The organism is Lentzea sp. NPDC037011 (assembly GCF_055607425.1).
This window is the reverse complement of record NZ_JBVJRT010000023.1, coordinates 63,280-74,459: the sequence shown is the minus strand read 5'-3', so window position 1 is coordinate 74,459 and position 11,180 is coordinate 63,280. Positions and strand designations below refer to the sequence as shown.

Below are 11,180 nucleotides of genomic sequence, written 5' to 3'. Positions count from 1 at the left end.
TCGGTCACGATCGCCAGCGCCCAGCGCTGGCAACGCTCACGAGACCACATCGACAGCCTGGAAAAGGCTCTCGCCTCCCGGGCCGTCATCGACCAAGCAAAAGGTGTCCTGATGGCCGTGCACTCCTGCAGCGCCGACGAAGCCTTCACGATGCTCGTGCAACGCTCACAGCACGAGAACGTCAAACTCCGCTACATCGCCAAGAACCTCCTCGACTCGGTCGCCGGTTCCTGAACGGTCGGCGCCGTTCGCGGCAGACGGGCAACACCTCGCCCCGCCAGCTATTCGTCCTGGGTTCTCAAGCGTTCTGAGGCGCCGCTGATGAAGCTCTCCGCCGTCGACCGTGGCCTCGAGTGATGTGCGGCGGCGGCGCCGGGAAAGCGGGGATCGTGGACGCGCGAACTGTTCGCCCGCGTGCGGTGCGCTGGTGGGCGTGTCAATGAGCAAGGCGACGTCTGGGCGCACGTCGCCGACTCCCTCCACGCTGAAGACGCAACTCGCCGGTTTCGTGGGAGCTCCACCTCAAAACTCGGCATACTGATGGGGCTCTGCCGAAACATCGGGCCGACCGCTATCCGCACCTGGGCCGATTACCTGATCAAGGTTGCGTGACGCAGCACTAGCTGGGTCTTTCAGCTCAGGCTGAGGCGTGTTGACGGAGGTTTCTGCGAGGGCTTCCCATCCCGCAGAGCCCAACCGTGGGGCGGACCCGGTCGGCGCGGTGCTCATGGCTCATCCGTGCCGAGCGGTGCGTGGTCCCCCTACCCTTCCCGGTTCGACCAGGACAGGAAATCCGACCAGAACGCTGCTGTGGCGGCAACGACGTGCCGCTCCTCGTCGGCTCTGCCCTGCGGGCCGCCGAACTCCTGGTGCACGTAGTCGATGAGGTCGTACCCGTAGGGGATGATGTCGGCGCCGCGGATCGACAACACCGGGTGAGCGAATGTCGCCTGGCCCGCGGGCAGGTAGCGATGGGAGTAGACCGGAACCAGCTGCGGCACTGACGCCAAGTGCGCCCTCGCGCCGGCTACGGCGTCGGTCTGCCGGGCAGGGCGCGTGCCCCAGCTCGGATGCCAGAAGTCCGCCTCCGCCACCGCGAATACCACGTCCTCGACCGGTCTGTCGAGCCAGGAACGAAGCTGCGCGGCGTTGCCGTGACGCCAGTCGGGCCATGCCCCTCCCGCGGGCAGCCCCGCCGCGAGAAAAGCGCGGTGGTCGTCGGCGAACGCGAACCCGAACCGCGCTTCGATACCGGTCAACTCCTGCTCCGTCAACCCTGGGCGGATCTCGGCGCGTCCGAGCCGGGCCAGCAGGCGTGCGGCCTTGGCGCCGAGACTCACCCCGAACGGATTGATCATTTGTGCAGGTTACAGCCCCATGGCGTGCAATCAGGGCCCAAGAGCTGCGAGTTCGTCGACGCGCAGAAGATGTACGACGCGCATCGGAGCGATCGTCAGCACCGCACTCGCCCCGCTCGACATGGGAGGACCAGCCTGGACCGTCAGCAGACCGAGCCGATCACCGGGTCAACGTTCCGAGATGCGGCACCAGTAGTGTCGCTGCTTAGTTATGGCGCGTTTGGCTGGGAGGCTGTTGTCATGGCCTCCCAGTTGAAGCGGCCGGTGACGTTGTCGGCGCGGGATCGTGAAGAGCTGATCCGGCTGACCACCACTGGTGTGCACTCAGCCTCAGCGATCAGGCGGGCGCGGGTACTGCTCGCGCTGGACACCTCGGCAGGTGAGCCCGATCCGAAGGAAGTGATCGCAGATCGGCTCGGGGTCTCGGGTGAGATGCTGCGGCTGGTCGCCAAGCGATTCGCCGAGACCGGCGGTGATGTCCTGGCCACGATCGGGCGCAAGAAGCGTGACCTTCCGCCGGTGCCGTCGCCGGTCACCGGTGAGGTCGAGGCCCGGTTGATCGCCCTGGCGTGCTCGCAGCCGCCGGCGGGGCATGCTCGATGGTCGTTGCGGCTGCTGGAAAAACACGTCGAGCTCACCGAGGACATCCCGAACCTGGACCACTCGACCATCGGCCGGGTTTTGAAAAAACGGAACTGCGTCCTCATCTGAGGAAGTGCTGGAACATCCCGCCGAAGGCGAACGCGGAGTTCGCAGCCCGCATGGAAGACGTCCTCGCCGTCTACGCCCGCCCGCACGACCCTGCCCGCCCGGTCGTGTGCATGGACGAGAAGCCCTTCCAGTTCCTTGGCGAGGTCCGCGACCCGCTGCCGGCCCGGCCGGGCCGCGATGCCCGCCAGGACAGTGAGTACGTCCGGTGCGGCACCTGCTCGATCTTCGTGTGGGCAGAACCGCTGCGTGGCTGGCGCCGCGTGCATGCCCTGGCCCAGCGCACCAAACTCGACTGGGCAGGGCAGGTCAAACACCTACTGACCGTGGACTATCCCGACGCCGAGACCGTCGTGCTGGTCATGGACAACCTCAACACCCACGGCATCGCCTCGCTCTACGAAGCCTTCGACCCCGGCGAGGCCTTCGCCCTGGCTCAGCGACTCGAGATCCACCACACACCCAAACACGGGTCCTGGCTGCTCCTGCCACCGGTTCGCAAGCGCCCTCTCGTCCAACGCCAGTGCCGACGCCGCCGGCCGCACCGGCGCCACCGATACCACCGGCACCCGCGCCACCGGCGACGAGACCGCTGTTACCTCCGAGGCCGCCAAGACCGCCGTTGCCGCCCTTGCCCGCGGTGAGCACGACGGTATCGCTACCGGCGCCGCCGGTGACGGTCCCGGCGTTGCCGGTAAAGCCGTCCCACCGCGGTGCCCAGGTCGACCAGGGCCCGGCCCGTCGTACTGGTACGTGCTGTCGATCCCTTGACCGACCTTTCACTCTGAAGTGAGCCCGGGACTGAGGTCTCCTCTGCCACCGCCTGCCTTGCTTTCGCCCGCCTGACCACCCACACGCCACGAAAATATCACCGAAACAGCGGACGGAAATTACGGAGGCGCGAATTACGAGAACAGCGGCAACGATCAACCGGTACTAGCCTTCGATCTTCACCGGGACGTTAACCAAATCTGTGGGACAACCCCGGTTCCAAGCCATGAGAAAATATGTGTTCCATAGTGTCTGATCAGGTTTTTTGCCAAGCCCACCACAATCAACTTCCGCACAGGTGGGCCATTTAGGGGACGGCGGTACCGGTCGGCGCATCTGAAGGAGTACACTTCGGTCTGTTACCCCGGACCTCGGTGACGTGACATGACCCGCGATGATCATGGGTACAGATCACGAGCCGAGGTTTTCGCATGTGCGAGTAGCCGCACAGGCTGCTTCGGCAAGGTCTCCGCGCGTCGCTCGCGCACTCTTCTCCGCTGGCGCGTCCGCGCTGTGCGGCTATGAACAAATCGTGTTCGGGAAATGAAGACATGAGGATCCAGCAGAGTCAGATCCGCCGGGTGATCGTCGCCGCGGTGGCCGGAGTTCTCGCGGTCCCCGGCTTGTGGGCGGTCGCTCCACTGACCGCCCAGGCCGCCGTCAACTGCGTCGTGAGCGCCGGTGTGACCCAGACCGACACCGTCGTGATTGGAAGTCCCGGCAACGACACGATCGACTGCGGCGGAACGGATCCCGCCAAGACGATCCGCGGCAACGGTGGCAACGACACCATCACCGGCTCAGCGCTCGACGACACGATCGACGGCGGCGACGGCAACGACACCCTCACCGGCGGCACCGGCAACGACACCCTCACCGGCGGCCTGGGCATCGACACGATCTCCGGCAGCGCGGGCACCGACACCCTCATCGGCGCTTCCGTCGACGGCAGCCAGGACAGCCTCGACGGTGGCCTCGGCGTCGACACCTGCCAGGGGCCCGCACCGGACCCCGACATCCACGCCAGCTGCGAGAACACCAGCACCCCGCCGGCAACGGGCCCCGGCTCGGGCACGGGAAACGCAACCGCACTGTGCATCGCGACCGGCGGCGTGCTCACCCTCACCGTGAACCCGGTGGGATATGTCTGCGTGTTCAACCCCCTCAGCCCGGCGAACCGCCGCGTCCAGGAAGCCCGCAGCATCTGCACCGGAGCCGGAGGAACGTTCGTGAGCCTGCTCCCCCTGAGCTACACCTGTCTCCTACCGACCACGCCATGAGGTATCCGCCCCACGAACTGATCCAGTCGCTGGGCATCCGAGCGAGGAGAGAAGTCAGGCCCTGATCCCGTCCCGAGAGGGCCCCGGGCTCCGCGGAGGCCAGGGTCCTCGTGCCGAACGCACCTGTCAGCCCCGGAACGCCGCTCGTGGCGTCTTCGACCAGTTGCGAACTCTCTCAGCAGGTATCGCAACCGGGTGAAATTCCAGACCGAAGTGTCCTGCCCAGCAGAATGTAGTCCGATGTGGACATACTGATCCCCAACCTCCGACAAGGCACCTCGCCGGTCGGGCCCGCCGCTCATGCAACGAAACGCTCCTCCGTTTGGACATCGTCACAACCATCGGCCAGTCGATCGTTGCGCAGGCCGAGCGCAACCGGGCCAAGACGCCACACCTGTCCGCCGCGGTCTGCTTCTACCGCTCCGTGCACGGGTTCGGCACGAGTTTCGTGTACTGAAGGGCGTGGGTCGAGGGCGGGGAGAGAGTCGATGGAACATCGTCTGTTCACCGTCATGCGGGTAGCGGATCTTTCCCGCCGCAAGGAGTTCTTCACCGCGATCGGGCTTCGGTTCGACCTCGATCTCACGCGTCGTCGACACCCGGACCGAAATCGAAGCCGTGTTCGACATCTTCGCCAACGACCGCGGCGATGTGGAGCTCATCGTCGACCGAGCCATCATCGCTGGCGGCCAGGAGTACTCGCCACCGTGGGATGCGGACTTCTTCCATCAACGCGTCTTCGAGGACCTCGACGGCCACCAGCGGAAGATCTGCTGGGTCAAGAACGCCCCGGCATCATGAGATGACACGTGCGCGACCTCGCACCGTCCGAGAGGTAATCACTCTCCCGGGTGTCTCAGCAACCGCCTGAACGGACGGCTCGGGTCGCGGCCATTCGTCGGTAGTGCCCGATGCGATGATCACTATCTGCAACTCGTACTGAATTCACGCTGAACGCCAGGCCAGGTCGTGGGCTGCCCGACACGGCCTGGTCAGCGAGGGCGAGCAGGCGCGGCGGTTGGGTCGCATGGGGCACGGGCGCATGGCCGGATGGCTGACTCCGCATGCGGACCCTGCTGAGCTGGGGGTCAAAGCCGAGTGGGGTGCGTTCGTCGCGCTGGTCGACGACAGGTTCGACCAGGAAGGGCAGTCACCGGCCGAGGTGCGGAAGCTGCTGCAACAGCTCCTTGAGGTGCTCAGCGGCGCGGACCGAAGTGAGCACCCGGTGGCAGCGGTGCGCGCACTCGGCGACCTGTGGGGCCGCACGAAAGCGGCGGCTCGGCCGGGATGAAGCGACCAGTTCATCGGGCTGTACCGGGACTTTGCCGAGGCCATCTGCACGGAGGCGGAGCTGCGGGCGTCTGGTGAGCGGCTCGGGCTCGACGATTACGTGGTGTTGCGCCGACGCACCATCACGGTGTTGCCGGTGCTGGCCGTCATGGAACGCGCTCTGCCCGAGGCCCGTCAACTGGACGGGTTGCGCAACGCGACCGCCGACATCATCGCCTGGACCAACGACCTGCGTTCCGCGCGGCGGGAGTTGGAGGAGGGCACGGACAATCTCATCACTGTGCTCGCCCGGCACCACCGGTGCAGCCTGGTCGAGGCTGCGGCGAAAGCTCGCACGATGCTCGCCGGGCGCATGGACGACTTCGAGCAGGGCGGTGCCGGCGGCGACCGGGCCTAGCTGATCCGCCGGGCGCGGGACGGATCCCTCGCCTGGCAACGCGAAACCCGTCGAAACACGACGGGCTCGGTGACTTCGGGCGAGCCTCGGAGGGGTGTGCGGGCGCTGGCCAGACATCTGGCTGTCGAGGTGGACGCCACCGGTGTCGTGGATGACCGGTGATGGCCGCGATCCACCGACGCTCGGCTGACCTGCACGAAACGTATTCCCGGCATGCACGAACTCGCTTTGATCTGATCTCGATCGGGTTTCCGGGCAGCGGCTTCCGAACCTGATCTGCGCGGGCACGCTGCACAAGGCCCGCACGACGGGCATCTCGACCAAGCGGCGCGACCGATCGGCTCGCGGAGGGCAAGCGGTGTGACAGCCGGCGCCAGCGGGTACTCGGAAGGTCGAACCTGCGGGGAGTGAGCCCATGCGTGGCGACATCGAGACCTACTTCGAAAACGGCCGGTGGAAGAACAAGGTCGAGGGGAACGACCTTCCTTCCAGCATTCACCTGTCCAAGGAAGATGCGCGCACGAACGGCCGTGAGATGGCCATCTCGCACGCGGTGGACCACGTCGTCCGCGACCGGGACGGTTCGGTCGCGGAGCACGAGGTGTACCCCCGCGGGCGCGACCCGCGCACTCTCTCCCGCTGAGTCTCTGGCGGCCGCCGGCAACGCGACTGTCCTGTGCTGGTGGCGTTCCGCTGTCCTGCTGAACGAGGCCGGCCCAATTCGCGACAACATCCACAGTGGACTTCGAACGCCACGGTCGGATAAGCGGCAGACAGTGTTCAGAAATTGAAGAATCGGTGAACGGCGAACGGCCGCACAACGGATCCCCCAGAATCACGGGAAGGGTTCGAACGGGTGCCGTCGTGGTGGCGTGCTTGCTCGCGCTGCTCGCGGCGGCTCTGATCGCGGGGCAGACCCATCCGAAGGTGCTGGCGCACGGGGGCGAGAGGTACCGGACGCACCTGCGCGACCGTGCCGCCGCCCACGGCGTCGGGGACCTGGTGGAGTTCGATCCGACCTACCTCGAGGCGAACGCGCTGGCGGACCTCGTGGGCCGGGCCGATGTCGTCCCGCTCCCCTACGACTCCTCCGAACAGGTCACGTCGGGCGTGCTCGTCGAAGCGCTCGCGGCGTGCGGACCGGTCGTCACCACGGTGTTCCCGCACGCCGTCGAACTGCTGGCCGGCGGAGCCGGTCTGCTGGTGCCGCACCGAGACCCTGCGGCCATCACGGCGGCGCTGCGGCGCGTGCTGACGGAGCCCCAGCTCGCCGCGGGAATGCACGACCGCTCCACCGAGCTCCGTCCGGCGCTGAGCTGGCCCGCGGTGGCCGGCCGGTATCTCCGCCTCGCCGAGGACCTGCTCACCACCCGAGTCGTCCTGACACGATGAGGGAACCCGACTTCTCCCACCTGGTGCGGCTCAGCGACGACACGGGTCTCTACGAGCACGCGGAAGGCCCCTTGCCGCGGCGGGAGCACGGCTACTGCCTCGACGACGTCGCCAGGGGTCTGGTGGTCCTGAGCCGCGAACCGGAACTGCCCGCCGAACTGGCCGGGCTGGCTGAGGGCTATCTGGCCTTCATGGCCTACGCGCAGAACGAGGACGGGCGCTTCCACAACCGTCTCGGGCCTAGGCCGCGACTGGCAGGACGAGCCGGGACTGGGCGACTGGTGGGGCCGGGCGCTGTGGGGACTCGGCACCGCCGCCGCCCGCTGCCCGGTGCCCTCGATCCGCCGGACAGCACTGGAGTGCTTCGACCGCAGCGCGCACCGCCGGCCGCCGTCGGTGCGCTCGATGACGTTCGCCGCGCTCGGCGCCGCCGAGGGCCTCAGCGCCGATCCGGTCCACGCCTCCGCCGCCGCGCTGCTCGGCGATGTCCCCTCGTACGTCGGTGAACCACGTCCCGACCCGACGTGGCCGTGGCCCGAGAACCGGCTGTTCTACGCCAACGCCGCGCTGGCCGAGGCGCTGATCGCCGCGGGGATCTCCTCGCCGACGACAAGGTGCGCGATGACGGCCTGCGGCTGCTGGAGTGGCTGCTGGGCGTCGAGTCCACGGACTTCCACCTCTCACCGGTCCCAACCGGTGGGTGGTTCCTCGGCGAGCAGCGCCCGGCGTTCGACCAGCAGCCGATCGAGGCGGCCGCGATGGCCGACGCCTGCGCCCGCGGCTACCGCTGCACCGGCGACCCCACCTGACTCGCGGCATCCACCGTTCGATCGCGTGGTTCAACGGTGACAACGACCTCGGCTCGTCGATGCGCGACGATCAGACCGGCGGCGGTTACGACGGGCTGACCCCGCAAGGCCCGAACAACAACCAGGGGGCCGAGTCGACCCTGGCTCTGATCTCCACCCGCCAGCACCTGCGCACGCTGCTGAGGAGCACCGGATGAACGCACGCGTCACCCGAAGCCGGCTGCGGCTGCGTCCGGACCCGCGCCGGGTGATCACCAGGCTGTTCGTGCCCGGCGAGAAGGTGCCCGAGCACGAGTCGCGGTCCGCAGCCGTGATCCGGCGGGTCATGGCACTCGACGACGGCGTCGTCCTCGCCGCGCTCGAGCGCACGGTCCGCCTGTTCGCGGAACGGCACCAGGACATCCGCGCGACCTTCGCGGACAACTTCGCGAGCGTCAGCCACCGCCTGCCCGCGGACGTCGACCTGGCCGAACCCCGCCGGTTGCTGATCGGCGCGTACTTCACCCACGTGTGCACCCGAAGCTCCTCGCCAGGCAGGCGGCACACCGGACCGTCGAACTCGTCAGGTGGATCGCCGCGTACAACTACACGACCGAGTTCCCGGAGAACTCGGTCGTGGGCGGGCGGGTGCTCTGGCCGTCCGGGGTGGCCGCAGGGTCGCGACGCGAGCGCTGCCGACCGCCTTCGTTGTCGTGGAACCGCTTCGCGTGGCCGCCGGGCTGGTACGGGCCTTGGAACACCCGGTCACCACATCGATTCGTCGTCCTCGCCTTCGCGGCACTCTCGCCGACACCTCTGCGCCGTACCATTCGCTGCGCGTTGAGCACGAGCGCCGCGAACTCGTTCCCCGCGGAAGGCGATGCGGCATGGACAACCTGGCTACCGTCCTCGGACGGAAAACGCGCACACCGCCGAAGCCGACCCGCAGGGACGCGGTGGAGTGCCGGGACGAGGCGGCCGTGGCTCTGACCACGCTGAGGGACGGGATGTCCGTCGAGGAGCCCCTCGACGGACATCCTCGAGCGGCTCGCCGACACCGCGACGAAAGCGATCCAGGACGCCGACGCGGTCACGGTCATGGTCAACGATGAGCGCCCGAGGACCGCCGCGGCCAGCGACAGCACTTCCGCCGGAGCCGACGAGAGGCAGTACGACGCCGACCGCGGCCCCTGCCTGGAATCCGCGCGCGCTTGCCTTTCCGCGGCCATCGAGCTTCCGGCATCGGACAGCAACGACGCCGTCCACATGGGATCGCTCAACATCTGCAGCTACAGCGCGCCGGCCTTCGACCCGTCCGACGAGAGCGTGATGTGGTTGTTCACCACGGCGGCCAGCGCGGCGATCAGCAACGCCCACCAGCGGCAGAGATCGCGTGAGCACATCGGCAACCTCGAGACCGCGCTGGCCTCACGTGCAGTCATCGAGCAGGCCAAGCGGATTCTCATGGCGGTGCACGCCTGCACCGCCGACCAGGCCTTCGAACTGCTCGTCCAGCAGTCGCAGCACAACGACGTCAGACTCCGTGACGTCGCCAGGCACCTCCACGGCAGCGTCGCCGGGCGGTGAGCAGGTCCGGTCGGTCCGCCCAGGTACATGGCGACCCGAGTCATATGCACCCGAACAGCGGCGGATCACGACGTGGGTGCCGTACTAAGATCGATGTCGATCCAGCCGCCCCGGACCCCGGCGGCACCATCCGCCACTCAAGGCTCGGGGTGCCCGTCATGATCGGACTTTCCAACGCCACACGCCCGGAAGAACACACTCGGGCGTTGCGCGAACTGGACCACCGCAGTGGCGGTGAGAACTGCCTCGATGACATCCGGCGCCAGGTCCGTGACAGCCTGCCGTTGCTCACCACACGCGTGCCGGCGCACGTACGGCAGCGACTGCACGCCGCTGTGGCAAATCTGCGGAACATCGCGGGGTGGGCCAGATTCGACGCGGGCCTGGTGAGCTCCGCGCACCACCACTTCGGCCACGCCCTCGCCCTGGTCGGGCTCGCGCGTGCGGACGGGTTGACGGCCAACGTGTGCTACCGGCTGGGGCGCGTGTTCCTGCACCACGGGCAGATCGACAAGGCGTTGCGCCACTTCGACATCGGCCGGCTCGCGGCTGCCAAGGCCGGCGACGACCTCGCGGCCGGCATCCTCTCCGTGAACGCGGCGTGGGCGTACGCCAAGAAGGGGGCCGAGCACGGCGCCCTCGCGCTGCTCGATCGCGGCCAGGACGAGTTCGCCGCCGTGAACCGCGTCGACGTGGCCGGTTGGGCGGCTTTCTTCACCGAGGCGGAGCTCTCCGCGATCGCAAGAGCCGTGCACACGGACCTGTCGGTCACGGTGGGACGACGGCACGGGCGGACCGCCGTTCCCCTGCTCACCACGGCAATCGGCGAGTACGACGAGATACTGGTCCGGGGCCGAACGTTCAGCTTGATCCTGTTGTCCACCAGCCATCTGGTCGAAGGAGACGTCCAGGGCGTGGTGGACTGCGGGATGCGGGCCCTCACGATGTCGGCACTCGTCGACTCGGCCCGCGTGCGCGACCGCTTCCGCCCGCTCGCGTCCCTGGTACGCAGGCATGAGGACTACGCAGGGGCGTGGGGCCTCGCCGACCACTTCGACGCGGGTCACGGTACTTCCAGGGCGTCGTGAGCGGTCCGGTGTGGCCCGGCCTTCGGCACCTCGCGGCACTCACCGAAGATCAGCGCGAAGTCCTGCGCCTGCGGGTCGTTCGAGGCCTCTCCGCGGAGCAGACGGCACACGTGCTCGGGTCCACGCCAGCAGCGGTACGCCTGGTGCAGCACCAGGCGCTCGAAACCCTCCGTGCTGTGATCAGGCTGTCCTGACCTCGGTGCCGTGAGGCGCAATCACTGCATCGGTGCTTCCGCCACTCGCCAAACAGACGCACGAGCGTCGATACGTTTGTGAGCCGCACCGCGAAAAATCGCGACAAAAATCGTTGACCACGAGATGGTCCAATTTTTCCTAAGGGAGATTGTTTCAGAACAAACCCCCGGAAACCGTTCTGGCGCGACCATGCGGAGCGACACCAGGGCCCTACTGCAGCCCACCCTTCGACAGAGAACGCTGGTCACGTGCACTTTCAGTCCGGCACCAGGTCACGCGCACGCCCGTCCCGCAGCACCGGCCGCCCGGCGCGGCCTTCGCACAAT

At 67.8% G+C, this 11,180-nt stretch carries 17 protein-coding genes; 14 read left to right on the top strand and 3 right to left on the bottom strand.

Going from position 1 to position 11,180, the window contains the following annotated elements; all coding sequences use genetic code 11:
• Window positions 1-234 (top strand): ANTAR domain-containing response regulator (locus ACZ7CH_RS39530; protein WP_470376300.1); only part of this gene is annotated, 234 nt, incomplete at its 5' end.
• A 527-nt stretch (window positions 235-761) separates the two neighbouring features.
• Here ACZ7CH_RS39530 and ACZ7CH_RS39525 read toward each other — a convergent pair.
• Complete coding sequence (locus ACZ7CH_RS39525; RefSeq protein WP_470376299.1) at window positions 762-1,358, bottom strand: hypothetical protein; 597 nt, start codon at window positions 1,356-1,358, stop codon at window positions 762-764.
• Window positions 1,359-1,598: 240 nt separating this feature from the next.
• On the opposite strand from ACZ7CH_RS39525, the gene ACZ7CH_RS39520 reads away from it, so the two are divergent.
• The 4 genes from ACZ7CH_RS39520 to ACZ7CH_RS39505 all read left to right on the top strand — a co-directional run bounded on the left by ACZ7CH_RS39520 (window position 1,599) and on the right by ACZ7CH_RS39505 (window position 4,574).
• Window positions 1,599-2,069: a helix-turn-helix domain-containing protein gene (locus ACZ7CH_RS39520; protein WP_470368761.1), complete on the top strand. Its 471-nt coding sequence runs from the start codon at window positions 1,599-1,601 to the stop codon at window positions 2,067-2,069.
• A gap of 50 nt (window positions 2,070-2,119) precedes the next feature.
• On the top strand, window positions 2,120-2,710 hold the full coding sequence (locus tag ACZ7CH_RS39515) for a transposase (RefSeq protein WP_470376298.1): 591 nt from the start codon (window positions 2,120-2,122) through the stop codon (window positions 2,708-2,710).
• 678 nt (window positions 2,711-3,388) lie between these two features.
• Window positions 3,389-4,117: a calcium-binding protein gene (locus ACZ7CH_RS39510; RefSeq protein ID WP_470376297.1), complete on the top strand. Its 729-nt coding sequence runs from the start codon at window positions 3,389-3,391 to the stop codon at window positions 4,115-4,117.
• A 322-nt stretch (window positions 4,118-4,439) separates the two neighbouring features.
• Complete coding sequence (locus ACZ7CH_RS39505; protein WP_458433552.1) at window positions 4,440-4,574, top strand: hypothetical protein; 135 nt, start codon at window positions 4,440-4,442, stop codon at window positions 4,572-4,574.
• Window positions 4,575-4,699: 125 nt separating this feature from the next.
• On the opposite strand, the gene ACZ7CH_RS39500 is transcribed toward ACZ7CH_RS39505, so the two are convergent.
• Window positions 4,700-4,876, bottom strand: a complete 177-nt coding sequence (locus ACZ7CH_RS39500) for a hypothetical protein (protein WP_360401474.1) — start codon at window positions 4,874-4,876, stop codon at window positions 4,700-4,702.
• 283 nt (window positions 4,877-5,159) lie between these two features.
• Between ACZ7CH_RS39500 and ACZ7CH_RS39495 the strand changes: the two genes are divergently transcribed.
• From ACZ7CH_RS39495 to ACZ7CH_RS39470, 6 genes are all read left to right on the top strand, one after another.
• Window positions 5,160-5,408, top strand: coding sequence for an isoprenoid biosynthesis enzyme family protein (locus tag ACZ7CH_RS39495; RefSeq protein ID WP_360401477.1), 249 nt, complete (start codon window positions 5,160-5,162; stop codon window positions 5,406-5,408).
• Window positions 5,409-5,420: 12 nt separating this feature from the next.
• Window positions 5,421-5,804, top strand: coding sequence for a terpene synthase family protein (locus ACZ7CH_RS39490; protein WP_470376302.1), 384 nt, complete (start codon window positions 5,421-5,423; stop codon window positions 5,802-5,804).
• Between the two features lie 415 nt (window positions 5,805-6,219).
• On the top strand, window positions 6,220-6,447 hold the full coding sequence (locus ACZ7CH_RS39485; RefSeq protein ID WP_360401480.1) for a DUF2188 domain-containing protein: 228 nt from the start codon (window positions 6,220-6,222) through the stop codon (window positions 6,445-6,447).
• Between the two features lie 221 nt (window positions 6,448-6,668).
• Entirely contained in the window at window positions 6,669-7,196 is a 528-nt protein-coding gene (locus ACZ7CH_RS39480; RefSeq protein WP_458433554.1) for a glycosyltransferase, read from the top strand.
• 614 nt (window positions 7,197-7,810) lie between these two features.
• Entirely contained in the window at window positions 7,811-8,005 is a 195-nt protein-coding gene (locus tag ACZ7CH_RS39475) for a hypothetical protein (protein WP_360401486.1), read from the top strand.
• Window positions 8,006-8,064: 59 nt separating this feature from the next.
• Window positions 8,065-8,202 carry a hypothetical protein gene (locus ACZ7CH_RS39470; protein WP_360401489.1) on the top strand — a complete coding sequence of 46 codons (138 nt, stop codon included), beginning with the start codon at window positions 8,065-8,067 and terminating at the stop codon, window positions 8,200-8,202.
• A gap of 387 nt (window positions 8,203-8,589) precedes the next feature.
• On the opposite strand, the gene ACZ7CH_RS39465 is transcribed toward ACZ7CH_RS39470, so the two are convergent.
• Window positions 8,590-8,745, bottom strand: coding sequence for a hypothetical protein (locus ACZ7CH_RS39465; protein ID WP_470376296.1), 156 nt, complete (start codon window positions 8,743-8,745; stop codon window positions 8,590-8,592).
• Between the two features lie 337 nt (window positions 8,746-9,082).
• Here ACZ7CH_RS39465 and ACZ7CH_RS39460 point away from each other — a divergent pair, with 337 nt between their 5' ends.
• From ACZ7CH_RS39460 to ACZ7CH_RS39450, 3 genes are all read left to right on the top strand, one after another.
• On the top strand, window positions 9,083-9,571 hold the full coding sequence (locus ACZ7CH_RS39460) for an ANTAR domain-containing response regulator (RefSeq protein WP_470376295.1): 489 nt from the start codon (window positions 9,083-9,085) through the stop codon (window positions 9,569-9,571).
• Window positions 9,572-9,777: 206 nt separating this feature from the next.
• A complete protein-coding gene (locus tag ACZ7CH_RS39455) occupies window positions 9,778-10,659 on the top strand; it encodes a tetratricopeptide repeat protein (RefSeq protein WP_470376294.1) in 882 nt (293 codons plus the stop codon).
• Window positions 10,605-10,853 carry a sigma factor-like helix-turn-helix DNA-binding protein gene (locus ACZ7CH_RS39450; protein WP_470376293.1) on the top strand — a complete coding sequence of 83 codons (249 nt, stop codon included), beginning with the start codon at window positions 10,605-10,607 and terminating at the stop codon, window positions 10,851-10,853. Before ACZ7CH_RS39455 ends, ACZ7CH_RS39450 begins: the two co-directional genes overlap by 55 nt.
• Window positions 10,854-11,180 lie beyond the last annotated feature (327 nt).